Source organism: Mesorhizobium sp. W067 (assembly GCF_054719525.1).
The window spans coordinates 2,071,527-2,097,535 of the sequence record NZ_JBTTII010000001.1 but is presented as its reverse complement, the minus strand read 5'-3'; the positions used below and the strand labels follow the sequence as shown (position 1 = coordinate 2,097,535).

Here is a 26,009-nt window from a genome sequence, read left to right as displayed (position 1 = left end):
AGGATGCAGGATGCCCGATTTCGCGAAGATTCGCGCCCGTGCTGCAAAACGCAAAGGCGGCGACGCGGTGCTGACCTCGCTGCTCGGGCCGGCGCCTGACAATGCTGCCGTTGCCGACATTACGGACGATCGCATCCTGTCGACGATGGCCGAGCGGGTGTTTGCCGCCGGCTTCGTCTGGCGCGTCATCGAACAGAAATGGCCGGGCTTCGAGGAAGCCTTTCTCCATTTCGACCCGAAACGGCTGTTGTTTCAACCTGATGACTTCTGGCACGACCTGACGGCTGATCAACGCATTGTGCGCAACCCGCAGAAGATCAAATCCGTCCGCGACAACGCCGCCTTCGTTGAGCGTGTGTCGAAGGAACATGGCGGTTTCGGCAAATTCCTCGCGGAGTGGCCTGACGACGACCAGGTCGGGCTGATGGCGTATCTCGGCAAGCATGGCAGCCGGCTTGGCGGCAACACCGGCCAGTATTTCCTGCGCTGGCTGCAATGGGACGCCTTCGTCATCTCGGCCGATATGGTCGCGGCTTTGCGTGACGCCGGCCTCGACATCGCGGAAAGTCCGACGTCGAAGAGGGATCTCGACAGGATTCAGGCGCAGATCAACAAATGGGCGCAGGAAACCGGCCTGCCGCGCCGGCACATTTCGCGCATTCTGGCGATGTCGATGGGAGAGAACCATTCGCCGCAATCGCTGCGCGAATATATGGGCGACGACTGATCACCGAATTGGTCCAAACGAACGCCATTGCTCGGGCAAATTTGCCGCGCTAAACCGCACAGATGACCCAGAAGACCGCACCCGATATTCTGCGCATCGCCGTTGCCCAGCTCAACCCGACGGTCGGCGATGTCGCCGGCAATCTTGCCAAGGCGCGCGAGGCGAGGGCGGATGCCGCCCGCCAGGGCGCCGACATCGTGCTCTACACCGAGCTTTTCCTTGCCGGTTATCCGCCGGAGGATCTGGTGCTGAAGCCGGCCTTCCTCAAGGTTTGCGAGAAGGCCGCTCAGGATTTCGCCGCGGATACCTCCGATGGCGGGCCGGGCGTCATCATCGGCACGCCGCTGAAGCGCAAGAGCGGCACCCACAATTCGATCATCGTCGCCGATGGCGGCAAGATCCTCGCCGAGCGCTACAAGCTCGATTTGCCAAACTATGGCGAGTTCGACGAGAAGCGCGTCTTCCAGGCCGGGCCCGAGGCTCAGGGACCCGTCAACTTCCGTGGTGTGCGCATCGGAATTCCGATCTGCGAGGACATCTGGGGCGACGTTGGCATCTGTGAAACCCTGGCCGAGAGCGGCGCGGAAATCCTGCTAGTGCCGAACGGCTCGCCCTACTACCGCGCCAAGATGGACGTGCGCCATCAGGTCGTTATCCGCCAGGTCATCGAGACCGGTTTGCCGATGATCTATGCCAATCAGATTGGCGGCCAGGATGAGCTGATCTTCGACGGCGCCTCTTTTGCCATCGGCGCCGACAAGACGCTCGCCTTCCAGATGAGCCAGTTCGAGGAAACTGTCGATGTCACCACCTGGAAGCGCAACCGCGTCGCCGCAGGCGCGCAAGATGCAGAAAACTCTGACGGCTGGGTCTGCTCGGAAGGGCCGATGTCGAAAATCCCCGAGCGCGAGGAGGCGGACTACCGCGCCTGCATGCTCGGCCTGCGCGACTACGTCAACAAGAACGGCTTCAAGAACGTCGTGCTGGGTCTCTCCGGCGGCATCGATTCGGCGATCTGCGCCGCATTGGCCGTCGATGCGCTCGGCGAGGAGCGGCTGCGGGCGGTGATGATGCCCTACCGCTATACCTCGGAGGATTCGCTGAAGGATGCCGAGGATTGCGCCCGTGCGCTTGGCTGCCGCTATGACATCGTGCCGATCTTCGAACCGGTCGAGGGTTTTCTGCATACGCTGACGCAGCTTTTCGAGGGCACCAAGGAAGGCATTACCGAGGAAAATTTGCAGAGCCGCGCGCGCGGCACGATCCTGATGGCGATCTCCAACAAGTTCGGCTCGATGGTCGTCACCACGGGCAACAAGAGCGAGATGTCGGTGGGCTACGCCACGCTTTATGGCGACATGAATGGCGGCTTCAACCCGATAAAAGACCTCTACAAGATGCAGGTCTATGCGCTGTCACGCTGGCGCAACAGCCATGTGCCGCCGGGCGCGCTCGGTCCCTCAGGCGAGGTGATCCCCAGGAATATCATCGACAAGGCGCCGTCGGCGGAATTGCGCGAGAACCAGACCGACCAGGATTCGCTGCCGCCGTATCCGGTGCTGGACGACATTCTGGAATGCCTGGTCGAGAACGAGATGGGCGTCGACGACATCGTCGCGCGCGGCCATGACCGGGCGACGGTGACGCGCGTCGAACATTTGCTCTACATTGCCGAATACAAACGCCGGCAAGCGGCGCCGGGCGTGAAGATCACCCGGAAGAATTTTGGCCGCGACCGCCGCTATCCCATCACCAACCGTTTCAGGGATCGCGGCTAAACATCGATCAAATTGATGAACCTTGGGGGGCCGCATGTTTATCAGCTATTTCAAGGGAACGCCTGAGTATCACATCCTGCGCTTCAAGAACGGCAAGGTCCGTGAGCAGGGGCGCGGCATCTCCTTCTGGTACGGGACGTTCGGCACCACCATCGCCATGGTGCCGGTGACGTCGCTCGACAACCCTTTCATCTTCACCGAGACGACGGCGAATTTCCAGGATCTGGCGATCCAGGGTTCCGTCAGCTACCGCATTGTCGATCCGCTCAAGGCGGCCGAAGGCTTCGACTTCAGCGCCAAGCTCAGCCGTGCCGACGTCGTCGGCGACGGCCGTGAGAAGATCGCCGAACGCCTGGTGCTGGCGATACAGAGCCGCGCCCGCGCGGTGGTTTCGAGCATGACGCTGGAACAGGCGCTGGCCGAGGTGACCAAGCTCGGCGGCAATCTGGCCGAACTGCTGCGCAACGATCCGATTGCCGCGACCGCCGGCCTGTCGATCGAGGAGGTTCACATCACCTCGGTCCAGCCGACGCCGGAGATCCGCAAGGCGCTCCAGACCGAATATCGCGAGGCGCTGCAGCGCCAGGCGGATGCCGCGATCTATGGGCGCCGTGCCTGGGGCGTGGAGAAGGAGCGCGAGATCAAGCAGAGCGAGCTGGCGACCGAAATCGAGCTTGCCGAACGCAACAAGCTGCTGGTCGATACCGAGGCGCGCAACAAGCTGACGCTTGCCGAGGCGCAAGCCAAGGCCCAACAGCTCGAACTCACCGTCTATTCGTCGGCGCCGGCGCACGTGCTGACGGCGATGGCTTTCAAGTCCTGGGCGGAAAAGGGCGGTTCGGTCGGCAATCTGTCGATCACGCCTGATATGCTCACCAGCGCGCTCAGCCAGCTTTCCACGCCGAAAGCCGGGTCCTGAAAGGCAAGCTCGGGTGGCAAGCGACCAGAGCGGCAGGCCGATCGACCGGGTGATCGTCGTCACCCGCAAGACCGAGCTGGAGGAGCTGACGACGCGCTTTAACACGCAGGGACAGGCGCGCTTTTATCTCCGGCAGGCCGGCATGAATTTCGACCTGGTCAAGGCGGCGCATGACGTCTATCACCAGGCGCTCGACCGGGTGATGGGTTCGCTTCCCCAAGGCCTCAAACAGTTGCGGCTCGACCGCGAACTGGTCCCGCAGTTCGAATTCGGCTCCGACGCGGTGATCGCGCTCGGTCAGGACGGGCTGGTGTCCAACACCGCGAAGTACCTCCCGTACCAGCCGCTGATCGGCATCAACCCGAACCCGGCGCTTTTCGACGGCGTGCTGCTGCCGTGGAATGCCGACGATACCGAAAAGGTCCTCGGCCTGACGATCGCCGGCAAGGCGAAGCGCCAGGCGGTGGTGATGGCCGAAGCGCGCTCCAATGACGGACGCCGGCTGATCGCCTTCAACGATCTGTTCGTTGGCGCCTCGACGCATGTCTCGGCGCGCTACGAATTGACCTATGGCGGCAGGACCGAGCGCCAGTCGTCGAGCGGCATTATCATCTCCACGGGCGCCGGCTCTACCGGCTGGCTACGCTCGGTGATGGCGGGCGCCGCGGGACTGGCTGCGGCCTATGGTGACAACTCCGTGCCGACCGTGCCGCCGCAAGGCTATGACCGCGAAGGCGAACAGCTGTTCTTTTCGGTGCGCGAACCGTTTCCGAGCAACACGACCGGCGTGTCGCTTGTGCATGGGGTCATCACCCGCGACCGGCCGCTGGTGGTTTCTTCGCGGCAGAGCAGGGGCGGCGTCATCTTCAGCGACGGCATGGAGCTCGATTTCGTCGAGTTCAATTCCGGCACCCACGTGACCATCGCGATCGCTGACCAGAAGGCCTATCTCGTGGTGCCATAAGCGCGCCACGTGGGCAGCCAAATCACCGGCCGGACTGAATTCGGCCGCCCTCCATTCTTTGCGAGGCACCATGCCCGACTGTGAAATCAGCTTCGACATGTCATGGATCGATTTCCGGGCGACCTCCGATCTGTTGATGGCGAGTTATTGGGGCGCCGGCCGCAGCGATGACTTTCATCGCCGCGCCTTTGCCAACTCGTTCTGCACCGCGGCCTATATCGATGGGAACCAAGTCGGTTTTGGCCGGGCCATCACCGACCGTACGGTGTTTGCCTATCTCGCCGACATCATCATCTGGCCGCAGCATCGCGGCCAAGGCATTGGCACGCAACTGGTGCGGGCGCTCATCGACCACCCTGAACTCAGCACGGTCTCGCACTGGAGCCTGTCGACCAGTGACGCGCATGGCCTTTATGAGAAGCTGGGCTTCAAGGCATCGACCGACGGCCGCTACATGCGCCTCGATCGCAACCCGGAATGAGGCATAGCGAGGGGGTTGACCGGCTGTTGTTGCAAAATAACCTCACTGGTTGGACCAGTTACGCTTTGCCACGTGCCCGGCCTTGGCGATCCTTCATGGCGTCTCTATAAGGACCGCTCCGCAAGTGTCTTGCGGGAGGTCTGAATGGCAGTATTTCACATGGTAATGCGAGGCCGCGAAGCCTAGGTCTCACCTGGCGTCCGGCGAAGGTTTGCCCTTCGCACCGATGCCGGGTCGAGTACAGGCTTCTGCCGATGCCGGTCGCCACCCGACAACCCGGGGCGCGCCGCCACCCATGCCGAACCTCCGCAGCCCCGGGCGAATTGCCCAGCGCGGTTTTCAATTTTCAGACCTTACCGGGACCGGGCAGATTTGCGCCCGGATGACATCATGGCTCGTTTTCGAATCGATCTGCGTGCAAGCGCCTTTCGCAGCGTTCTTGGCTTCACGCTCAGCCACTGGCGGCGCCAGCCGTGGCGGCTTTCGCTGATCATGGGCAGCTTCCTGCTGTCGACCATAGCGGACGTGTTGACGCCGCTCTATTCCGGCCGGCTGGTCGACGCCGTCGCCAGCAGTGCGTTGGCTGACGATGTCGCGTGGAATGCGGCAATGGCGGCGTTCTTCGCGCTCATCGCTTTGGCGATGACCGGCGTGGTGCTGCGCAACCTGGCTTTCATGGGCATTGTCGAGCTGACGCTGAAGATGATGGCCGACATCGCCGCCGACGCGTTCCATCGCGTGCAACGCTTCTCAACCGACTGGCACGCCAATAGCTTTGCCGGATCGACGGTGCGCAAGGTCACGCGCGGCATGTGGGCTCTCGACCTGCTCAATGACACCATCCTGATTGCGTTGTTGCCGTCGGTCGCCATGCTGGTCGGCTCGACGTTGCTGCTCGGCTGGTTCTGGCCACTGATGGGGCTGGTCGTGGCAGTCGGCTCGCTGCTGTTCATCACGGTGACGGCGCTGCTGTCGCTCGGCTATGTCGCGCCCGCGGCACGGCTCGCCAACAGCTGGGATACGCGGCTTGGCGGCTCGCTTGCCGATGCGGTGAGCTGCAATGCCGTGGTCAAGGGTTTCGGTGCCGAGACGCGCGAGGAGACGCGTCTTGCCAAGGTCGTCGCCAAATGGCGCGCGCGGACCAGCCGCACCTGGGTGCGCGGCACCATCAACGGCACGACGCAAGGCGCCATGTTGCTGGTGCTGCGGACGGCAGTAATCGGCCTGTCGCTGATGCTGTGGGCCTGGGGCCAGGCAAGTGCGGGCGATGTCGCCTTCGTGCTGACCTCGTTCTTCGTGCTGCAGGGCTACCTCAGGGACATCGGCACGCATATCCGCAATTTGCAGCGTTCGGTCAACGACATGGAGGAACTGGTCGATTTCCAGTCGCAACCGCTCGGCATCGAGGACCGGCCCGGCGCCAAGCCGATCCGGATCACGCATGGCCACATCGCCTTCGATAACGTCACCTTCCACTATGGCTTCCACTATGGCAGCCATCGCCTGCCGCTCTACCGCGATTTTTCGGTGGAGATAGCGGCGGGCGAGCGGGTCGGACTGGTCGGCCATTCCGGCTCGGGCAAGACGACCTTCGTGAAGCTGATCCAGCGTCTCTATAATGTCAGCGGCGGCAGGATCCTGGTCGATGGCCAAGACATCTCCCAGGTTGCACAGGCGTCGCTGCGCGCGCAGATTGCCATCGTCCAGCAGGAGCCCATCCTGTTCCACCGCTCGCTGGCGGAAAACATCGCCTATGCCCGTCCGGACGCCACGCAGGCCGAGATCGAGCATGCCGCCAAGCTCGCCAGCGCGCACGACTTCATCACCAGCCTGCCGAAGGGCTACGGCACGCTGGTCGGTGAACGCGGCGTGAAACTGTCGGGCGGCGAGCGCCAGCGGGTGGCGATCGCACGCGCCTTCCTGGCGGATGCGCGCATCCTGATCCTGGACGAGGCGACATCGAGCCTCGATTCGGAATCGGAAGTACTGATCCAGCAGGCGATGGAGCGGCTGATGGTTGGCCGCACGACGCTGGTCATCGCGCACCGTCTGTCGACGGTGCGAGCGCTGGACAGGCTGCTCGTGTTCGACCGTGGCAAGATCGTCGAGGAAGGCTCGCATGACGAGCTGATCCGGCTGAAGGGCGGCATCTACCGCCGCCTGTTCGAGCGGCAGGCGCTGGAACTGACCAAGGGCCTGGTGATCTGAGCTGAACGCAGAGCCCTATCCGAGGGATAGGGCTCTGCCTGGTTCATCCAGGCATTCGCTCGAATGGCTGAAGCGCTGGGTCGATCGTGTCCCAGGCGTGGCCGCGCACGGTGTAGGTGACCGCCTGCGGGTCGAACTGGCCGGGATCATCGAGGCTCGTGGCCTGGATAGCCGTCACCTCCGGCATGGCGACGAACGTTACGTAGACCGGCGTGCCGCAGGTCGGGCAAAAGGCCTGGGCTTTTTCATTGCCGCTGTCGGCGATCATCCGCCACGTGCTCGGCTCGCCGGTGATCTTTACGTCAGCGCGCCGGCCGAAGGTCACATAGGAACAATGGCCAGTACCGCTGCGCTTTTGGCAATCGAGGCATTGGCAGTGGTTCTGAAAGATCGGCTCGCCGCTGGCCTCATAGCGGATCGCGCCGCAGGCGCAGCCGCCGGTAAAGTGCTTGGTCATCATCGTTCTCCGCGGTTGCTTCAGGCCGATTTCGGCTTGGCGAACAGGTCGATGCCCGTGCCGGTTTCGAGGAAGGATTTCATGCTGGACAGCACGGCCGGCCAACCCTGGCTGATGCCCTTGGCCATGCCGCTGCCGGCTTCGAGCTCGTCATGGCTGACGGTCAGCTTGACCATGGTGTCGTATTCCTCGATGGCGAACGTCACCTGGCTGTGCTTGGTCGGATCGTCGGCCTGCGAGGCGTTGGCCCAGCTCATGACCAGCCGGGTTGGCGGCGAGATTTCGACGACCTTGCCAACGAGTTCGACGGTCCGTTCGTCATTGGCGCGGATGTGTTCCCATTTCGAGCCGGGCTTCCAGTCGGAGACGTTTTCGTGGCCCCAGTAGCGCTTGGCGATATCGGGCCTGGTGATGGCTTCGAACACCTTTTGTGGCGTCGATCTGATGTAGGTCACGTAGACAAAACTGGTGGTTTCCCGGGTCATTGGTCGTCTCCTTCGAGTTCTTGTTTCAGGTCGTGCAGCAGGCTCAGCCGCTGCCGTTCGAATTTTCGCACCCACCGCTCGTAGACTTCGTGCAGCGGCACGGGGTTGATGAAATGCAGCTTCTCGCGGCCACGCTTGACCGTGCTGATCAGATTGGCCGCTTCCAGCAGATCGATGTGCTGCGTGGCGGATTGCCTCGCCATGTCGAGATTTTCGCAAAGCTCGCCGAGCGTCTGGCCGTTCTTCTCACACAGAAGATCGAGCAGCATTCTGCGGGTCGGGTCGCCCAGCGCTTTGAAAACCTTGTCGGCGTCCATCGGTCTCACTCATCTTGAAGACACAATATGCAGGTAAATGCCTGCATGTCAAGCTGTGGCTAAGCTTGGCCTGAAGGGGAGGGATTTATAGTGTCGGATTGCTGGCGCGCGGAGCGAAGCACCGAGCCCGGAATCGGGGCAAGAACCGGTGCGGGCGCGCAGGACTATGCAGCGGTGGCTGTGAGCTAGGCTCTAACGACGAACTTGTCGGGATCGGCGCAGAAATGGGCGATGATCTGGCAGAGGTCCGGCTCGTTGACCATGCGTACGGCCTCGGCCCCATTGACCCATTTGCGGGTGCGCGCGCGCTTTTCCTTCCAGCGGTCGGCAACGTGCTCGACCTGCAGCGGAAACACCAGCACTTCGCAAGGGACTTCCTCGCCGGACGCGAGGGCCTTGGCGTAGAAGTAACGACCGGCCTCGAAAAGCGAAATCTTGCCACGCAATCCGGCTTCCTCGCCCGCCTCGCGCGCCGCTGCCTCGCAGAGCGGCTCCCTGGCCTCGGGCCAGCCCTTCGGCAGCACCCAACGCCCGGTGTCTCGGCTGGTGATCAGCATGATCTCGACGCCGTCTTCGTTATTGCGCCATGGCAAAGCGGCAACCTGCAGGCGACAAGGCGAAGTGCCGAAGAGCTTGCGGACCCTTTCAGCCAGATGGTCGTGTGTCGCCGGTGTCGTCAGCATCAGTGAAAGCTACCCCAGCCCCCAGAATCGTTAGCCGCCGTATGAATCTTACCGACAAGTGTAAGTCTTAAAAGTAAAAAACATCACACCAACCGTCCAATCCGCCAACAGGCGTCGATTCGACAGAATAATGTGCCTTCCAGTGTCTGTTTTCATAGCAGACGGGGCGGGTTTGGCCGTCTGGGCAGAAATGGGGCTGGCGCGAATCAGCCGGCGTGATCGTCGGCGATCGGCTTCTGGTAGGTGAAACCCATGTCCCAGGGAAAGTAGATCCAGGTGTCCTGGCTGACTTCGGTGATGAAGGTGTCGACCAGCGGCCGGCCTTTCGGCTTGGCGTAGACGGTGGCGAAATGCGCCTTGGGCATCATGGCGCGCACGATGCCTGCCGTCTTGCCGGTGTCTGTGAGGTCGTCGATGATCAACACGCCCGCGCCATCATCGGCGAGCAGCGCCGGCGTGATCTCCTTCAGCACCTGCAATTGCCCCTGGCTGGTGTAGTCGTGATAGGAGGCGACGCAGACCGTCTCGATGACGCGTATGCCGAGTTCGCGTGAGATGATGGCAGCGGGAACCAGGCCCCCACGGGTGATGCAGACGATGGCCTTCCACTGACCCTTGTTGGCGCCGGCAAGCCGCCAGGCGAGCGCCCGGGCATCGCGGTGGAACTGGTCCCAGGAGACCGGAAAGGCTTTTTCGGGAAGGGACATTCTGCACTCCGCGCGCAACATTGTGGAATGCGCGCGGAATTAACTGGAAAGTCAGGGCATTGGCAAGGGCGGGGCCAGCTGTGGAGTTACCGCGACAAAAAGGCCGCAACCGGCACGCTGCGCAACACGGTGCGCGTGACGCCGCCGAACAAAAGCTGACGCAGCCAGGAATGGCTGTAGGCGCCGAGCACCAGAAGGTCGGCTCCGGTCTCGGCGATCCGGGTCTGGATGACGTCATCGACCGAAGCATTACCCGATTTCTGCACCGACACGCTGACCGTTGCGCCATGCCTGGAGAGTGCCGCGGCGATCTCGGCGCCGGCGGCTTCCGGGTTGTCATCCAGCGTATCCGGCGGATCGATGACCAGAATGTCGGTCTTTTCGGCCTCGATGATGAAGGGCAGCGCGTCGAAGGCGGCACGCGCCGCCTCCTTGCTGCCGTTCCAGGCCAGCAGCACATGTTTGAATGTGGTGACCAACGGCCCCTCATGCGGCACCACCAGCACTGGCCGGCCGGCATCGTAAACCAGCGTGTCGACATCGGCGCTCGTGTCGCCCCCGGTCTCGCGCTGCGCGGCAATAATCAGATCGGCGGCGCGCACGCTGGAAATACCCGTCAGCGCGCTGTCGCCGGAAAAGCTCTCGAGGCTGCGCCATTCGAAGGAAAGGCCGGAATTCTCGATCCGCCCAACGAAAAGCGCCTGCAATTTCTCGGCGCGCTCGCGGTTCATGTCGGCGGAGACCTGCAGGAACTCGGTGTCGGGGAAGCCGGTTGCCGAGGTGTAGGGAACGGGCAGCGCTTCGGCATGGATGCCGATGAGATGGCTCTCGAACCGGTCGGCAAGCGGGATGGCGCAGTCGAGCACGCGTTCGGCGTCCTGTTCGTTCTGCAATATGGCGACGATGGTCTTGAAGCGCATGCGAAATCCCTCAAATCTGCCAGCGCGTGCTGCGCCCGAGGGAAAACGTGGGAGTGCGGTGCTTGGTTCCGGCCCGGCGATGGTCCGCGAACCCAGGGTCACTTGGCGGCGGTGAAGCCGGCCACCATCGCCTCGACGTCCTTGCGTGCCGAATCCAGCGCCTCCTGGCCGCGGGCGCGGACCACCAGCTCCGTCCAGAACTTGCCGTCGCCATATTTCGGATAGGAGCCGATGACGGTGTCGGGATGCGCCTTCTGGATGTCGCCCAGGGGACCGCCGATCAGGCCTTCGCCGAACGGGCAATGGACGGTGGCCGACAGCATCTTGGTGCCGGCCTTCAGCGTCGGCACGACATTGTCGAGCATGGCCTGGAAAATCGCCGGCACGCCGGCCATGACATGGACGTTGCCGATGCGAAAGCCGGGCGCGACGGAGACCGGATTGTCGATATGGTCGGCGCCGCGCGGCATGCGCGACATGCGCTTGCGGGCCTCGGTATATTCGATGCCGCGCGCGGCATAGCTCTCGCCCAGCATGGCATAGGCCTTGGCGTCGTATTCGCACGGCACCCCAAAAGCCTTGGAAATCGAATCGGCGGTGATGTCGTCATGCGTTGGGCCAATGCCGCCGGTGGTGAAGACATAGGTGTAGCGGGCGCGCACGGCATTCACCGCAGCGACAATCTCGTCCTCCTCGTCGGGAACGATCCGCACTTCCTTCAGGTCGATGCCGATGGCCGTCATGATGTCGGCGAGGTGGCCGATATTTTTATCCTTGGTGCGGCCGGACAGAATCTCGTCGCCGATGACAAGCATGGCGGCAGTGACGATTTCAGGCATGGAAGGCTCCGGCAAACAGGCCCGTTGGCAGACAAGGTCGCCTGAGGCAGAAAGAAGGTCGCCTGAGATAGCGCGACATCGAACTGGCGGCAATGCCGACACAAGCCGCCATCTGCCTTGCCGAGCGTTCGTCAGTGGGTGATGGTGCGCGCCGGTCCGCTCCCGGGTGAAACATGCTGGTATCGATTCTGCTGTGGGTTGTTGCCGGCCTGTCCGTGCTGGCTCTCGTCATCGTAGCCTGCCTGGTCGCGGCAACGCTCTGGATTGCCGCCAAGGCCGAAAGGCTGGTGCCGGCCAGCGGAAACTTCGTCGAGATCGGCGGCAGCCGCATCCATTATGTCGAAACGGGCGAGGGACGGCCGATCCTGTTCGTGCACGGACTTGGCGCCCAGCTTCATCAGTTCCAGCACACGCTGTTCAACCGCTTCGGCCCCGGTTGCCGGCTAATCGCGCTCGACCGGCCGGGATCGGGCTATTCGGTGCGGGCCAAAGGAGCCACCGGCCGCTTGCCTGAGCAGGCCGAGATCATAAGGCGCTTCATCGAAACGCTCGCGCTGGAAAGGCCGCTTGTGGTCGGGCATTCCCTGGGCGGCGCCGTCGCGCTGACCCTGGCCTTGGAGCATCCCGGCGCGATTTCCGGCATCGCCTTGCTGGCGCCGCTGACGCATCTGGAAGCCGGCGTCCGCGAGAAAGCGGGCCTGCTCTATATCCGTTCGCGGCTTTGGCGCTGGATCATGGCCTACACCGTCGCGATACCAACAAGCCTCAGATATGCGCGGCAGACACTGGAGTTCATCTTCTCGCCGCAGGCCGTTCCCGCCGACTATATGGTCAATGGCGGCGGATGGCTCGGGCTGCGGCCTGTCCATTTCCATGCGACCTCCACCGATTTCGTGGCGGTCGAACAGGATCTTGGCCGCATCGAAGAGCGCTATGGAGAGATCGCCATGCCGGCCGGGATTTTCTTCGGGACAGCCGATCGCGTCATCGCCATGCGCATACATGGGGAGCCGATGAAGGACAGGATCGAAGGGCTCGATTTCGAGACGGTCGAAGGCCTCGGCCACATGCCGCAATTCGTCGCGCCGGACCGCGTCATCGCCTTCATCAAGCGCATTGCCGAGCGGGCATTCGCCGGCCAAGACCTCACCACAGCCTCACAACAATTTCACCGAACCATTCGGCTGATATCCGGTTTACCCCGTGTCGCACCCAAGGCGGCAGATACGGAGTAATTCAATGTACAGGAAAGTTTTTGCAGCATCCGTCCTGACGATCGGTCTTGCCACATCGGCGATGGCGCAGTCATCGGACGGCAGGTATTCCAACGATCACAGCTGGTGGCCGTTCGGGAACGAGCAGTCATCGACCGTCGACCAGAGCACCACCGGCAGCATCAATGCCGACGGCAGCAAAGGCTATGGCGGCGCTACGGGGCCGTGCGCCTCCGACCCGTCAGGACCCTACGGAAATGTGAGGCCCAACGTGAACGATCAATATTGCGGCAAGTGACCAAGCCGCGGCTTCGACTGACCGGCAGGATGTCCCGCCTGTTTGTTTTGACGCAATTCCCAAGGGAATTGCTTAGGCGAGCATCCACGGCCGGCAGCGAAAGCTGAGGGGCAAGGATCAGTCGGAAACTTCGGTCTGCGGCCGGTCGCGGCCGTCGGCCAGTTCGTCGTGCCACTTGCCTTCGGCATCCTCATACTGGATGCCGTCCGTGGCGCCGGCGATCTGCTGTTCGGCCGAGGCGATCTCGGCGGCGCGCAGCGCATCCTGGTGGGTCGGGAATGTCTCCGAGAATGTCGAACCGACCTTGTAGGCCCAGCCCCCGTCATGCTCGACGATCTTGTAAGTCAGCTTCGCCATGAAATCCTCCGGTTCGTCCGTCCGCTCAATGCGGCCCGTTTTTCAATGCAATTTGGGCTTCAATGCAATTTGACGTCTGGCAGCCGGTCTTCGGGAACCAGCACTTCCGATTCCTTGGCCGCTTCGATCAAAGCCCTGCGTGCATCGGCCGTCGAACGATAACCTTCCAGCACTTTGAGGCAAGTGTCGAGAGCATCACGATGGCGCGGGCCGCGGTTGAGCGGCCACACCGTCATCAGACACTCCGCCGCTTCCTGGGTGCTGCGGATCTGGCGATATTTGCCGACATGGCCGAGTTCGACCACGACCGGGGTTTCAAAAGGTTTGTTATCCATGATGACCGCAACGCAAAGCAGCCAATATGGTTGCAAAAATGGCCGTCAGCCTGCGCCCAAAAGTCGCGTCGCGTTTGCGACGCGCTTTTGATTTCTGTTTAATGCATGTCGTTGTCCCAAAACCGGGTCCCACTTTTGGGCGACATGCATTGGCGTCTCAGCAACCGCAATCGTTGGTCTCAGTAACCGCAGTCGTTGCGCAGCCAGCGGGCGTTGGCCCAGCCGGTCCGTCCGCCGATTTCGACCTGGTACCAGTTGCCGCGGCGGTCGAAAATCTCGGTGTGGTCGCCATTGAACAATTGCCCGATCATGCGCGACGACAAGTTCGGCCGTGCGCGCACAGCGAGAAACCCGCTGCCGGTATCGAGATCGTAGTGCCTGGACAGGCCGTGCACCGTGCCTTCGCAATATTGCGCGCCGACCGGAGACGACGCGGCGAACGACAGCGCGACCACCGTCGGCGCAGCCTGTTCAGCCCCTCATCCAATGCTGCATCGTCGTCACCGAGCGGGCAAGCTGTGGCGCGGGATGGATTTTTTCGCTGAAGGTGGCGGCGGCGCGCCAGCCCCAGCGCGGATCGGCGAGGAAGGCGCGGGCCAGCGCGACCATGTCGGCGCGGCCGTCGGCGACGATCGCCTCTGCCTGCGCGGGATCGTCGATCAGGCCGACAGCCCGTGTCGGGATGCCGGCGCCCTTGCGCACCGCTTCGGCCAGATGCACCTGATAGCCGGGGCCGGTCGGCAGTTTCTGCAACGGAGAATTGCCGCCGCTCGAACAGCAGAGATAGGCAACATCAAGCGCCTTCAAGGCTTTGGCCACCTCGATCGCGTCCGCGACCTCGAAACCGCCATCGACCCAGTCCTTTACCGACAGGCGGGCGCCAAGCATCAGGTTTGGAACCGCCTTCCTCACCGATTTGGCGATCTCGATGAGGAAACGCATGCGGTTTTCCAGCGAGCCGCCCCAGCGGTCGGTGCGCTGGTTGGAAAGCGGCGACAGGAACTGAAAGATCAGATAGCCGTGCGCGGCGTGCAACTCGAGGAAGTCGAAGCCGGCGCGCTCGGCCCGCCTCGCGGCTTGAGTGAAGCGCTCGATAAGCTGCAGGATTTCATCCTCCTCCAGCGCATGCGGCACATTCCAGCCGGTGTCATAGGCGATGGCCGAGGCCGAGACGGTCTGCCAGGGATCCTCGCCCGGCTGCAATGGGCCGCCGCCTTCCCAGGGCTTTCGGTTGGAGGCCTTGCGGCCGGCATGGGCAAGCTGAATGCCGAATTTCGTTTCCGGCGCGGCGACGCGCCTTGCTGCATCCAGCGTGCGCCGGGCGGCCGCCTCGTTGTCGTCGGAATAGAGGCCGAGGCAGCCATGGGTGATGCGGCCGCGCCGTTCGACGTCGGTCATCTCGACGGTGACCATGCCGGCGCCCGACATCGCCAGGTTCATCCAGTGATAGAGATGCCAGTCGCTGGCCGAGCCGTCTTCGGCGGAATACTGGCACATCGGCGCCACCGCGATACGATTCGGAAAGGTCAGGCCATCGAGGGCGATCGGCTGGAAAAGCGCTGCGGTCATCAAAAAAACTCCGGAGAGGGACTGCAGCTATTTAGGCGATGGCAGTTGCCGGCACCAGACACGAGGCGGTGAAAGCTTCGCCGTTTCGGTTGCGCGCAAAACCGTTCGCGGTTACGCCATGGCGCCGACAGCTTGGAGCTCATCATGGAAGATCGTATCCGCATCCGCTCGGAGGAAGTCCTGTCCGACGACTGGGCGGTCCTGAAGAAGACCGTGCTCGATTACCGCCGGCGCGACGGGCAGTGGGAGACGCAGATTCGCCAGACCTACGATCGTGGCGACGGCGCGGTGATCCTGCCTTTCGATCCCGAGCGTCAGACGGTGCTTCTGGTGCGGCAGTTCCGCTACCCCGCCTACGTCACCGGCCACCGCGAACCGCTGATCGAGGCCTGCGCCGGCCTGCTCGACGAAAACGATCCCGAAACCGCCATCCTCAAGGAGGCCGAGGAAGAGCTCGGCTATCGCCTACAGAACATCGAGCGGCTGTTTTCCCCCTATATGAGCCCGGGCAGCGTCACCGAACGGCTGTGGTTCTTCGTGGCGCGCTATTCACCCGCCGACCGCATCTCGGCCGGCGGCGGCGCCGCCGACGAGGGCGAGGACATCGAGGTTCTGGAAATGCCGCTTGATGAAGCGCTGGCCGGCATTTCAGACGGCCGCATCATCGACGCCAAGACGATCATCCTGATCCAGCATTTGAAACTGTACCCGATGAAGGGCTAGCTCCGGCGAAGCTCGACGTGCCTCACTGCTGCGGGCAGGGTGGCACGTCCACTTCGCGGATGAAGTTGCGCAAGTTGCAAGGACACCGGAATGGCGCGTGGCGCAAAGGCATGGCTGAAGCGAAACAGCGCGCGGGCATCTCTCCTGTTGCTGAACGCCGCGCTGCTTGTCCGCTACCGCCGGTTGGCCCAGCGTTTCCTTGAGCGGATGCGGCATCTGCCGAATTTTGCAGCCCCGGTGACGTTCACGGAAAAGATCCACTGGCGCAAGATTTTCGATGACGATCCTCGCTTTATCGGCCTTCTCGACAAGCTCAAGTCCAAGGAAATCGTCAGGGAGCGGCTTCCCGGGCTCGCCATCCCGGAGGTGCTGTGGCAGGGCGACGATCCGCGCCAGATCCCCTTCGATGACCTGAAAATCCCCTACGCCGTCAAATGCAACCACGGTTGCGCCATGAATGTTATCGTTCGCGATCCGGCCAACGCCGACCGGGAGACGATCATTGCCGAGATGACGGAATACCTTGGCCAAACCTATGGCGCCCGCAAGCTGGAGCGCAGCTATGCGCACATAGAGCGGCGGGTTTTCGTCGAAGCGCTTGTCGGCAAGGACCAGGATTATGACGCGGTCGACTACAAATTCTGTGTGCTGGCTGGCCGCGTTGCCTACATTGTCGTCGTCGCCTTCCGTTCCACGGTCAAGAATACCGCCCACCTGGATCGCGATTGGCGCCCGCTGAACATCGTCCAGGGCGCGATCGACTCGAGCCTGGAAATTCCCCCTCCCAAGAGCCTGGCGCGGATGATCGAGGCAGCCGAGGCGCTCGGCAGCGAGTTCGACATGGTGCGTGTCGATTTCTACGAGGAGGAGGGGGAGCCGATCTTCGGAGAATTCACGGTCTACCCACGCAGCGGCTTGCTGCAATTCGACCCGGCTGCCTTCGACCGCGAACTGGGCGCGCATTGGGATATTGGCGCGTCAGGTTACCTCAGCCGTTTGCCCAGCCGATTTGCCCAACGGTACAAGGCAATGCTCGTCGCCGCCGGCTATCTCGACGTTTGAGATGGCTGCCTTGGTGGCGTGCTACCCGAAGCTCGAAGAGCGAAGGGTGGTGCGGAGAACCCATACGATTAGAGATCGAGGGAAACTGATAGCTCAGCAGGTCAATAGCCGTGATTTCGAAGTGCTGCCTCAACTGAGCCGTAGCGTTCATAGCGACGCCGCAGTCTTCGTCGAGCAAGTTTTCGGCGCGCTTCCTGCTGCGACTCGGCCGATTACCGCTAAGGTTACCGGCAAGCTCTCCCACGTCCCGACTGGGTCGAGATCATTTGAAGAACTCTTTCAGCTTGTTGAGTCGACTGTCGCCAGAGGCCTTCCGGCCTTCAGGACACGCCGCCTCGCCGATCGTATCCTGCTGGATAAAGCGAGGTTCTCAGCCACCATTTTCTCGCTGAGTACCAGCGCGAACTCGGTCTGTTTGATGCGCTGCTGAGCATCAGCGAGTTGCATCGTGAAAAGATCGGTTGCCATTGTTGATCCGGGATCCGCGAGATTCATGATTGCGTAACACATGGCGGCCGAAATCGTTCCTAGTTGTCGGGCGAAACCGGTGCCGCAAAGGGCGGCTGAGTTTGAACTTCCCACCCGACCAGACGTCCGCGAGCGCCAAGGCATCGAGAGCCCAGTGATCGGAGGGCCACTACGAGCGGGCGCAACCCGACCACTTAAGTGATCAGCCTCGCTACAGCCTTGACAGGTACAGTCGCGGCCTCATCAAGGGGAGGTATCAATGGTCTCGGCGATTGGAAACCAACATCGGCAGGCAGCTGAAACTCGACCGAAACCCGCAAAGACAGAACCGGGCGAAGGATTTGCGCCAGGCAAAAGCGCAGACAGCGTAGGACATCGCGCCAAGGCAATGGCGGCAGAAAGTGGCGACACGGATTCTGGCGCCCAGGGGCGCGCCGCATCGACAATCGCCAGGATGGATATCACCGTTTTGGCTCCACAGAGCGAAGAGCCGCCTTTGGAGTAGCCCGGGCGGCCGTGCCGCTGCCTCGGTCCTTGTGCAGCACAACGCGCGCTGGCTACGCTCGGTGGACATCGTCGTCTCGAAACACTTCGGGCGTTGCACTGCCGCGAGCCGCCTTCGCTGCTGGTCGAGGGGCTGTAACCCTTGGTGAGGCCGGCATCGCCTCGCAGGTCGTTGCGAGCCCACGATCGCGCGGCCAAGCGACCTTCCCTGTGTCGGTCTCTATTTGATACTAGGGGACGGCGGTTTCATCACGGGCAATTGCAGCTGGTCAATGGTTGCGACGATGCCGGCGGCAATGGCTTCCGCCTCATGGATCAGTTCCGGACCATAGAGCCCATTGACCATCTCTTCGCTCGGCAGCACGCCAGGAGGACAGTGCTCTTCCATTGTGCGCCGGATGAGCGTCAGCGCTGCCCGGCATTGGTCGGCTTCGATCTTCATAGCCCTTCAAACATCCAATTCGTCTAAAATGTTCCGGAACTAATTTAGCAATTGCTAATTGAAGTCGCAGTTCTGAGAGTCAGTGCATGCGTCTGAAATTCATCAAGCCCATGGAACCCGAACTGGTCGACACGCCGCCGATGGGCGATGATTGGATTCATGAGATCAAATTCGATGGCTACCGCACCCAGGTCATCAAGGATGATGACGGGATTCGGCTGATCACCAAGAACGGTTATGATTGGACGGGCCGCTACATCCAACTTGCCGGTGAGGCGGAAGCGATCGAGGCGAAAGACTTCATCATCGACGGCGAGACCATTACGATCAATGAGGCTGGCCTATCCGACTTCCATGCGCATCAATTAGCCGCGACCAGCCGCAAGCCGTCGCGCGATCTGTATCTGCTAGCATTCGACCTCTTGCACCTGAACGGGCATGACTTGCGGAACACGCCGGTGGAAGACCGTCGCGAGATACTCCGGGCGTTGATCCCGGACGGCGGCCGAATTCAGTTCAGCGAAGCGATGCCGGGCACTGGCGACGCCGTCTTTTACCTGGTCGACCAGGCTGGGCTTGAAGGTATCGTTTCAAAGCGGAAGGGCAGCAAGTATCGGTCGGGTCCGACGACGAACTGGCGCAAGATCAAGTGCTATGCCGAAAAGGAGATGGACATCATCGGCGTGCAGCGCGAGCCCGGCAAGCCTGCCATGGTGCTGATGGCCGACAAAGGCCACTATGCCGGCGGCGCCTTCGTCACCTTCAAGGCGGACAAGCGCCAGCGCCTATGGGACCGCGTGCAAGGCAAGATTGGCGGGCCGGCGCCGAAAGGGCTCAAAAGTGACAAAGCCGAATGGCTAAAGCCGGGCCTGGTCGACCGCGTGCGGTTCCTGAAGGGCGAGGAGAAGCTTCGCCATGCCAAGCTGCTGGATTTCCGGGAGGAGACTTAGCCCGGAGGCTTGTCCCGGGGCTGTGCCGGTCCTGTCCCGTTCCACTGGATGAACTTCGCCTTCTGGCCGGTGATGGTGTCGATCGACTTCAACAGGGGTCCATGGACATCACGTAGAGCTTGGTAGTGCTCACCGCAGTACGCCAGGAGCGGCCCGACGATGCTCCTGTGCAGTGCTTCGGCTGCCGCCAGGAAGCGCTCGATTTCAGCCCGGGAAAGTTGTTCCGAAGGTTTGGTTCTGGCCATTGGCGCTCTCCATTGAGGGGTCGCCGCAACGAGGACTATAATCCTACATGCCGGACTGCCTGACAAGAGGGCTCGCCGGCCTTACCCCGCAGGTAGCAGTAGGGCGACGGCGCCAAGCGCAGCCATCAGGAGCAGCCACCAGCAAAGATGAGCAACGGCAGGCCCGGCGACCTCATTTGGCACACGGGACAAACAAGAAGGTCGCCGAGCCTTACCGGCGCTGCTTTGTGAGGGAGACGACGCCGGATGAGATGAGAGTATGCGATCGTGCTAATCTCTGCGAACCATGCGAACGAAGGAAAGCCTTGTGGCACCGACGTTGAGATCAAGGTCGGGCGGGGCGCTGATCGCTGCGGCAGGATTCTTCCAAAGCGGTAGTGAGTCCAGAGCGGAACATTAGCGTCGGCTAACGGTTAATTCGGCAGTGTTCCGAACCGTGATTGGTAGAGCGATGGTGACGTTTCATCTTGTCTATTTTTCCGGCCTCACGGCAGACCAGCTGCTAGGCAGCGCCGTTCCTATCCTGGCGTGTTTGCTGCTTTATAACGCTCTGGCTACGGACGCCTAACTGATGGGTCGGCCAGCGGCCGGCATCCTTGGCAGCCGGCGATTGCCATCCCGATGCCAACTTCAAGACCTATCACGAGGCCAAAGACAAGCTTGCCGACGAAATCAATGGCGAGGGCCGGACAGGACGCCACACGTCCAGGCAGGGCTCTCTGACGGCATTGGCGATGGCCCGTTGCCTCAAGGTGGCGAGCTTTTTCGTTAATGGGCCTCCGCGCTGGGCAATCTGTTCCAAGAGCTTCTGTGATGCCTCTATGACGCGGCAAACCTTGGAAAAGGTTTCCGTGGCAGGACCGGGGTACGATTCTAACAAACTACAGCTGTATAGGCCACTAGCGCCCGACGATCCGGCTAATCATGTCGTCGTCAGGTGCGCTGTCGGTGAATTCCCGTAGGAGCGCCTTCGCGTGGTCTACCCAATGCTCTTCAGCCAGGCCCAGCTCCCGAACGGATCTCCTGAAGGTCTCGCACACCACATCGAAATCGAAGGCGTTAATGCTGTAGCCTTCCTCGTCATGGTCCATCGGCCGCCTCCCCCAATGGGGGAAACTGTACGGAATCGTACGAAGCAAGTGCAAGGGCATTCAAAAGCAATTGGCTGATGCCGCCCGATCGTTCCACAATGTGTTGCTAATATGCAGCACCGACTGAATCTCCGATCAGCGGCACTTGTGGTTGGTTCCAACAGCTGCACGTTGACGGCAAGATGCCAAAGCCAACGACATGCGGGCGACGAAGATGGACAAGCGACAAAACACAAGAAATGTTGAGTTGGTCGGTCTTCTGGCCGTGCCGTTGTCAGTTCTAATCACGCTGCTGATAGCTGGAGTGATCCTTTGCTGAAATGTTTGAGTGGCAAAAGGCTGGGGCGGCGGTTTTTCCCCTTTGAAAGAAGTCACCATGTCCCAATCGGTCGAACCCCCGATTGCCAGAGGATAGCCCAGACCGTGAGGTGAACTGTGAAGTCGCATTAGAAGCCGCGTTTGCGGCCTTGGTGACTGCGTCAGAAGCGCAAGGTCGGACGCCACAGGAAACGGCTGCAACTCTTCTTAAAATCGCGACGGAGCATGCCCACCGGGTTGAGGCGCTGCGGCCCCAGCCGGCTCCCAAGGGAGTGCTTGACCTGGCCCGCGCGGTCGGTCGCTACCGACAGGAGTGTTGCAGCAGGTATTCCAGCAAGAGTGTTAAACCTCTTCAGTTTTGTCCCTCTCCTCTGCCAATGCGCTTTTATCAAAGCCAAGCCCCAGTGGCATCGGCATGATAAGGTCTGTGAGTTGCGGCTTACACTCGAAGAGGATTGCCCTGGCCAATAGGTGGCCGGCTCGCAAAGGTCTTTGAGACGTTCTGCAGCCACATCCTGATCTAATGACCGTCAAGGCCGGACGACGCGTATTTCTCATGTCGGCCTTCATTGTAAGTTCCGGTACGGAGATCCTTCGGAAGGCATCCTCGATGTCGACATGCTCCATAGCGTATGAAGAGCTACCAGCACGCTTGTAATATAGCTTTTGATCGCTGCGGTGTGGTCGACGTTCCGACCGTGGCACGTCGATGACTATGAAACCGGCGTTTTGGTCGGCATTCGATGCAAGTCCGGCGACACGGATACCGTCGTTTTTCGGCTGCATTAGATCCCCAACTGCCGTGCTTACGACCGAAAGGGCTACAGGTTCGGGATTTGGCTCAAGCGCAGTTGCGCCGTCAGCCCCGTCACTGTTCTTACGGCAGCCAATACCGAACACCAAAACTCCAGCATGGCAGTTCCCGGCTTTGTATCCCGGCTCTACGGCTACCCGCGTCAGCCTTTTCTATGGTAGCCAGTGAGTTCTTACAGAACGAATCCTAAGCATTTCAATTTGGTGCGGACGACGGGAATCGAACCCGTACGATCAGAGATCGAGGGATTTTAAGTCCCTTGCGTCTACCAATTCCGCCACGTCCGCAGGCCAGCCCTTTTCAGACGCCAGCGAAAACCCGTCAAGCCATCTTTTGCCGAGTGTCGAACTCATGAAAGGTGGTTCGTGATTTCAAAACAATTGGTTGTCGCGAAAATCTCAGTCGCCGAGAACGCTCAGAATTTGTAGCTGAGATTGATACCGACCGCGTTCAGCTTCACATCCTGATCGCGATCGTTGAAGGGTTCCGCTACGTCATAGTGCTCGGAGCCGAAATCATAATAGCGATATTGCGCGCCGACGATGAATTTGTCGGTCAGCGCATAGTCGACGCCGGCGCCCAAGGTCCAGCCGACATTCGTGCGTGTGCCGGCGAACGACGCGCCCGCGACTTGCGAAGTTTCGATGCCGGCAAAGGCGACGCCGCCGACGCCGTAGACCAGCACGCGGTCCATGGCGAAGCCCGCTTTGGCGTCGACAGATCCGAACCACTTGATGTCCGTGCGGAATGTGCTTCCAAGGCCTGATACGGCCGTACCGTCGACGGCGGAATAATTGAGCTCCGCCTCGGCGCCGAGCACTGCCTGGTCGAACTGCCACAGGCCGGCGACATGGCCGCCGACGAAACCGCCGTCAATGTCGGGCGCGATGGAAAACGGCGCGCCTTCCGTCACTGATATGTCGGACTGGCCCCAGCCGTAGCCGGCCTGCAGGCCGGCATAGTAGCCGGTCCAGTCGAAGCCTGGTTCGGTTATCGGCACCGCCATCGGGTCGGCGGCGAATGCCGGCCCGGCCAGAGCAATCAGAAATCCGGCACTGGCAATGGTCACACAGCGCATCGAGTTCTCCGAAAAGGCGGTTCAGAAGGCGCCTTGCCGGAAGGTAATCCTATTCGCCGCAAAACGGAACCCATTGTTCAACAATCGGAATGTACCCGTTGCTGCGCTGGGTGCTCAGCTGGGGGCGCTATTTGGCGTCGATGAAGTCCAGCGCCGCCTGGCTATATTCGTCCGGCGCCTGCAGCATGGCGAAATGACTGGCGTTGGGCAGGATGATGAGCTTGGCGCCCGGAATGACGGAGGCCATGTATTCGGTGTGTTCGCGCTTGATCGCCTCGTCATGGTCGCCGGCAACGATCGCGGTCGGCGTGGTTATCTTGCCGAGCTGTTCCTTGGTCCAGGCCGGCTCCGACTCCCACATGTGGCTGATCTGCGCCACGAAGGCACCGTACTGGTCGGGAGTCTTCGACAGTTTCTTGTAGTCGCGGCCCGAGCGGTCGATATAGGCGGCAAAGGTCTTGTTGGTCAGCACACCCGGATCGACGCCATCGGTGGTGACGTTGGCGGCCTGCGCAAAGAGCCGTGTCAGCCGCTCCGGATGATGCAGCGCGATGTCGATGCCGATAATGCCGCCGTCGCTCCAGCCGACAAGAGCGGTCTTGTCGATCTTGAGATAATCGAGCAGCGCAAGATAGTCCGACGCCATGAGGTCATAGCCGTAAGGCTGCTCGGTGCGGGCAGAGCGGCCATGGCCGCGGCTGTCGGCGATGATAACCTTGTGCGTCTTGGACATGGTCGCCACCTGGCTTGCCCAGATGTCGCCATGGCCAAGGCCGCCATGAATCAGGAGAATCGGATCACCGGCGCCGAAAACGGCATAGTACATCTGAATGCCGTTGACCGGCGCATATCCGCTCTGATCCGGTTTGGGCATCGCCGCCGGCTCCGGCAAGGTCTGCCAACGCTCCTCGGCGGATGCAAAGCCGGACGAGATCAGGAACAGGGTGACGAAGGCGAATGCTTTCAGGAACCGGATCATGACTTCACCTCAGGAGGTTTCGGGCTCATCACAACAAAAACCCGCCTCGCGGCGGGTCGTCGGCGCAAATCAGCACCATCGCCAGAATAGTAGCATAAGTGCCGGCACAAGCCAAACTGAATGACTGCACCGTTGATGCTGTCGTCGGGGTGAACAGGTGCAGCGCATCCGCCCGGGCGAGTTCTCATTGACCGGATTTCGTCCGTGATCGCTGGCCAAAACCTTGCCGGCTTGGCACAGTCTGGCAAACAGGAGTCTTTCATGGCCAAGCAGCCGTCGGCGACGAAACCCAAACCCTGGACCGAGATGGCGACGCATCTGGTCGACGTCGCGACGGGGCGCAAGCCTGCGGATCTCGTCATTCGCAACGGCCGCTGGGTGAACGTGCACTCCGGCGAAATCATAGCCGGCACCGACATCGCCGTTGCCGGCGGCCGCTTCGCCTATTGCGGGCCGAATGCCAGCCATGCCATCGGCCAGGGCACCAAGGTGGTCGATGCCGGCGGCCGCTATCTGGTGCCCGGCCTGTGCGACGCGCACATGCATGTCGAGAGCGGCATGGTGACGGTGACCGAGTTCTGCCGCGCCGTCATCCCGCACGGCACCACCTCGATGTTCATCGATCCGCACGAGATCGCCAATGTGCTGGGTCTGCCCGGCGTGCGGCTGATGCATGACGAGGCCGTCGCCATGCCGATCAACGTCCATGTCCAGATGCCGTCCTGCGTGCCGTCCGCGCCGGGGCTGGAGCATGCCGGGGCCGAACTGACGGTCGCCGATGTCGCCGAGGCGATGACCTGGGAAAACATCATCGGGCTCGGCGAAGTCATGAATTTTCCCGGTGTCGTGGCCAATGATCCGGTCATGTCGGGCGAGATAGCCGCCACTGTGAGAGCGGGCAAGACGGTCGGCGGCCACTATGCGTCGCGCGATCTCGGCCTGCCGTTCCATGGCTATGTCGCCGGCGGGCCGGAGGACGACCATGAAGGCACGCGCGCCGAGGACGCGATCGCCCGTGTGCGCCAGGGTATGAAGGCAATGCTGCGGCTGGGCTCGGCCTGGTACGATGTGGCGTCGCAGATCAAGGCGGTGACGGAGAGCGGGCTCGACCCGCGCAACTTCATCCTGTGCACCGACGACAGCCATTCCGGCACGCTGGTGCATGAAGGCCATATGGACCGGGTGGTGCGCCACGCCATCCAACAGGGATTGAAGCCGGTGACGGCGATCCAGATGGCGACGCTGAATACCGCCCAGCATTTCAAGCTGGAGCGCGAACTGGGCTCGATCGCGCCGGGACGGCTGGCCGATCTGCTGATCGTCTCCGATCTTGCCGCCATGACCATCGACGAGGTCTATGGCCGCGGTATCAGGCTGGCCAAGGGCGGCAAGCTCGAGATCGACATTCCGGCCTACGATTACCCCAAATCGGCGAAGAACACCGTCAAGCTCGGCAAGAAGCTGAAGCCAGGCGATTTCGACATTGCGGCGCCCAAGGGCGCCAACGAGGTGCGGGTGCGGGTCATCGGCGTGATCGAAAACCAGGCGCCGACGCGGGCGCTGGAGGCCGACCTGCCGGTCGAGGACGGGCTGGTCGCCATGGACCGCCGCAACGACATCTGCCAGATCGCGCTGGTCGAGCGCCACCGCGGCACCGGAGGCGTCACCAATGCCTTCGTCTCCGGCTTCGGCTATATGGGCGACTGCGCCATGGCGTCGAGCGTCGCGCATGATGCCCACCACATCATCTGCGTCGGCACCAACAAGGAAGACATGGCGCTGGCCGTCAACCGGCTGGGCGAGGTCGGCGGGGGCGTGGTGCTGTTTTCGAAGGGCAAGGAGCTTGCGCTGGTCGAAATGCCGATCGCCGGGCTGATGTCGGACGAGCGGGCGGAAATCGTGGCGGCCAAGGCGGAGAAACTGACCGAGGCGATGCGCAAGATGGGCTGCTCGCTCAACAACGCCTACATGCAGCACTCGCTGCTGGCGCTGGTCGTCATTCCGGAGCTCCGGATTTCCGATGTCGGCCTGATCGACGTGACGACGTTCCAGAAGGTCGATCTTTTTATCTGAGATC

General features: G+C 61.8%; 29 protein-coding genes and 1 tRNA gene. 12 read left to right on the top strand and 18 right to left on the bottom strand.

All coding sequences use genetic code 11. The annotated features are described in order from the left end of the window. The first annotated feature begins 10 nt into the window (after positions 1-10). The 6 genes from ACYG97_RS10455 to ACYG97_RS10430 all read left to right on the top strand — a co-directional run bounded on the left by ACYG97_RS10455 (position 11) and on the right by ACYG97_RS10430 (position 7,077). Positions 11-727: a DNA-3-methyladenine glycosylase I gene (locus ACYG97_RS10455; protein WP_023734442.1), complete on the top strand. Its 717-nt coding sequence runs from the start codon at positions 11-13 to the stop codon at positions 725-727. Between the two features lie 62 nt (positions 728-789). Then, positions 790-2,505, top strand: a complete 1,716-nt coding sequence (locus ACYG97_RS10450) for an NAD+ synthase (RefSeq protein WP_023701172.1) — start codon at positions 790-792, stop codon at positions 2,503-2,505. Positions 2,506-2,539: 34 nt separating this feature from the next. Continuing rightward, on the top strand, positions 2,540-3,424 hold the full coding sequence (locus ACYG97_RS10445) for an SPFH domain-containing protein (protein ID WP_023734441.1): 885 nt from the start codon (positions 2,540-2,542) through the stop codon (positions 3,422-3,424). A 13-nt stretch (positions 3,425-3,437) separates the two neighbouring features. Continuing rightward, positions 3,438-4,388, top strand: coding sequence for a diacylglycerol kinase catalytic domain-containing protein (locus ACYG97_RS10440; protein WP_198029731.1), 951 nt, complete (start codon positions 3,438-3,440; stop codon positions 4,386-4,388). Between the two features lie 70 nt (positions 4,389-4,458). Then, the gene (locus ACYG97_RS10435; protein WP_023734439.1) at positions 4,459-4,869 is read left to right on the top strand and encodes a GNAT family N-acetyltransferase; all 411 of its coding nucleotides are present in this window, start codon (positions 4,459-4,461) and stop codon (positions 4,867-4,869) included. 390 nt (positions 4,870-5,259) lie between these two features. After that, entirely contained in the window at positions 5,260-7,077 is a 1,818-nt protein-coding gene (locus ACYG97_RS10430; protein WP_023725740.1) for an ABC transporter ATP-binding protein, read from the top strand. A 43-nt stretch (positions 7,078-7,120) separates the two neighbouring features. Here ACYG97_RS10430 and ACYG97_RS10425 read toward each other — a convergent pair whose 3' ends face one another. The 7 genes from ACYG97_RS10425 to ACYG97_RS10395 form a co-directional block, all read right to left on the bottom strand. After that, positions 7,121-7,534, bottom strand: a complete 414-nt coding sequence (locus ACYG97_RS10425; RefSeq protein ID WP_023725741.1) for a GFA family protein — start codon at positions 7,532-7,534, stop codon at positions 7,121-7,123. Positions 7,535-7,554: 20 nt separating this feature from the next. Continuing rightward, positions 7,555-8,019, bottom strand: a complete 465-nt coding sequence (locus tag ACYG97_RS10420) for an SRPBCC family protein (protein WP_023688339.1) — start codon at positions 8,017-8,019, stop codon at positions 7,555-7,557. Further along, positions 8,016-8,336, bottom strand: a complete 321-nt coding sequence (locus ACYG97_RS10415; protein WP_023681541.1) for an ArsR/SmtB family transcription factor — start codon at positions 8,334-8,336, stop codon at positions 8,016-8,018. Before ACYG97_RS10415 ends, ACYG97_RS10420 begins: the two co-directional genes overlap by 4 nt. 185 nt (positions 8,337-8,521) lie before the next feature. Further along, entirely contained in the window at positions 8,522-9,019 is a 498-nt protein-coding gene (locus ACYG97_RS10410; RefSeq protein ID WP_023667541.1) for an NUDIX hydrolase, read from the bottom strand. A gap of 206 nt (positions 9,020-9,225) precedes the next feature. Beyond that, positions 9,226-9,726, bottom strand: a complete 501-nt coding sequence (gene gpt / locus ACYG97_RS10405; RefSeq protein WP_023667540.1) for a xanthine phosphoribosyltransferase — start codon at positions 9,724-9,726, stop codon at positions 9,226-9,228. 86 nt (positions 9,727-9,812) lie between these two features. After that, positions 9,813-10,646, bottom strand: a complete 834-nt coding sequence (locus ACYG97_RS10400) for a universal stress protein (protein WP_023681540.1) — start codon at positions 10,644-10,646, stop codon at positions 9,813-9,815. A 98-nt stretch (positions 10,647-10,744) separates the two neighbouring features. Beyond that, a complete protein-coding gene (locus tag ACYG97_RS10395; protein ID WP_023734438.1) occupies positions 10,745-11,485 on the bottom strand; it encodes a competence/damage-inducible protein A in 741 nt (246 codons plus the stop codon). Between the two features lie 173 nt (positions 11,486-11,658). Between ACYG97_RS10395 and ACYG97_RS10390 the strand changes: the two genes are divergently transcribed. Next, positions 11,659-12,720 carry an alpha/beta fold hydrolase gene (locus tag ACYG97_RS10390; protein ID WP_023734437.1) on the top strand — a complete coding sequence of 354 codons (1,062 nt, stop codon included), beginning with the start codon at positions 11,659-11,661 and terminating at the stop codon, positions 12,718-12,720. A 4-nt stretch (positions 12,721-12,724) separates the two neighbouring features. Next, entirely contained in the window at positions 12,725-12,997 is a 273-nt protein-coding gene (locus ACYG97_RS10385) for a hypothetical protein (RefSeq protein ID WP_023734436.1), read from the top strand. A 117-nt stretch (positions 12,998-13,114) separates the two neighbouring features. Here the strand turns inward: ACYG97_RS10385 and ACYG97_RS10380 are convergent, their stop codons facing one another. The 4 genes from ACYG97_RS10380 to ACYG97_RS10365 form a co-directional block, all read right to left on the bottom strand. Continuing rightward, entirely contained in the window at positions 13,115-13,354 is a 240-nt protein-coding gene (locus ACYG97_RS10380) for a DUF2188 domain-containing protein (RefSeq protein ID WP_023667535.1), read from the bottom strand. A 59-nt stretch (positions 13,355-13,413) separates the two neighbouring features. Beyond that, positions 13,414-13,692: a DUF982 domain-containing protein gene (locus ACYG97_RS10375; protein ID WP_033003030.1), complete on the bottom strand. Its 279-nt coding sequence runs from the start codon at positions 13,690-13,692 to the stop codon at positions 13,414-13,416. Positions 13,693-13,868: 176 nt separating this feature from the next. Continuing rightward, positions 13,869-14,144: an SH3 domain-containing protein gene (locus ACYG97_RS10370; RefSeq protein WP_023734434.1), complete on the bottom strand. Its 276-nt coding sequence runs from the start codon at positions 14,142-14,144 to the stop codon at positions 13,869-13,871. A gap of 16 nt (positions 14,145-14,160) precedes the next feature. Beyond that, positions 14,161-15,258 (bottom strand): NADH:flavin oxidoreductase/NADH oxidase, encoded by a 1,098-nt coding sequence (locus ACYG97_RS10365; RefSeq protein WP_023734433.1) that lies wholly within the window; start codon positions 15,256-15,258, stop codon positions 14,161-14,163. A 144-nt stretch (positions 15,259-15,402) separates the two neighbouring features. Between ACYG97_RS10365 and ACYG97_RS10360 the strand changes: the two genes are divergently transcribed. Beyond that, positions 15,403-15,981 carry an NUDIX domain-containing protein gene (locus ACYG97_RS10360; protein WP_023695405.1) on the top strand — a complete coding sequence of 193 codons (579 nt, stop codon included), beginning with the start codon at positions 15,403-15,405 and terminating at the stop codon, positions 15,979-15,981. A 90-nt stretch (positions 15,982-16,071) separates the two neighbouring features. Continuing rightward, a complete protein-coding gene (locus ACYG97_RS10355; RefSeq protein WP_023734432.1) occupies positions 16,072-17,043 on the top strand; it encodes an ATP-grasp fold amidoligase family protein in 972 nt (323 codons plus the stop codon). Positions 17,044-17,322: 279 nt separating this feature from the next. On the opposite strand, the gene ACYG97_RS10350 is transcribed toward ACYG97_RS10355, so the two are convergent. Both ACYG97_RS10350 and ACYG97_RS10345 read right to left on the bottom strand, forming a co-directional pair. Next, positions 17,323-17,511, bottom strand: a complete 189-nt coding sequence (locus ACYG97_RS10350; RefSeq protein ID WP_023688348.1) for a hypothetical protein — start codon at positions 17,509-17,511, stop codon at positions 17,323-17,325. A gap of 724 nt (positions 17,512-18,235) precedes the next feature. Then, entirely contained in the window at positions 18,236-18,457 is a 222-nt protein-coding gene (locus ACYG97_RS10345) for a hypothetical protein (RefSeq protein ID WP_023681532.1), read from the bottom strand. A gap of 86 nt (positions 18,458-18,543) precedes the next feature. Between ACYG97_RS10345 and ACYG97_RS10340 the strand changes: the two genes are divergently transcribed. Next, positions 18,544-19,407: an ATP-dependent DNA ligase gene (locus tag ACYG97_RS10340; RefSeq protein ID WP_023734431.1), complete on the top strand. Its 864-nt coding sequence runs from the start codon at positions 18,544-18,546 to the stop codon at positions 19,405-19,407. Here ACYG97_RS10340 and ACYG97_RS10335 read toward each other — a convergent pair. From ACYG97_RS10335 to ACYG97_RS10315, 5 genes are all read right to left on the bottom strand, one after another. Further along, entirely contained in the window at positions 19,404-19,652 is a 249-nt protein-coding gene (locus tag ACYG97_RS10335) for a hypothetical protein (RefSeq protein WP_023734430.1), read from the bottom strand. The genes ACYG97_RS10340 and ACYG97_RS10335 overlap by 4 nt on opposite strands. Before the next feature lie 899 nt (positions 19,653-20,551). Further along, positions 20,552-20,743, bottom strand: coding sequence for a hypothetical protein (locus ACYG97_RS10330; protein WP_023734429.1), 192 nt, complete (start codon positions 20,741-20,743; stop codon positions 20,552-20,554). 1,333 nt (positions 20,744-22,076) lie between these two features. After that, positions 22,077-22,162: transfer RNA gene (locus tag ACYG97_RS10325), tRNA-Leu, on the bottom strand. A gap of 128 nt (positions 22,163-22,290) precedes the next feature. Then, positions 22,291-22,953 (bottom strand): outer membrane protein, encoded by a 663-nt coding sequence (locus ACYG97_RS10320; protein WP_023734427.1) that lies wholly within the window; start codon positions 22,951-22,953, stop codon positions 22,291-22,293. 127 nt (positions 22,954-23,080) lie between these two features. Continuing rightward, entirely contained in the window at positions 23,081-23,932 is an 852-nt protein-coding gene (locus tag ACYG97_RS10315) for an alpha/beta fold hydrolase (RefSeq protein ID WP_023734426.1), read from the bottom strand. Positions 23,933-24,193: 261 nt separating this feature from the next. Here ACYG97_RS10315 and ade point away from each other — a divergent pair, with 261 nt between their 5' ends. After that, a complete protein-coding gene (ade, locus tag ACYG97_RS10310; RefSeq protein WP_023734425.1) occupies positions 24,194-26,005 on the top strand; it encodes an adenine deaminase in 1,812 nt (603 codons plus the stop codon). The last annotated feature ends 4 nt before the right edge of the window (positions 26,006-26,009 follow it).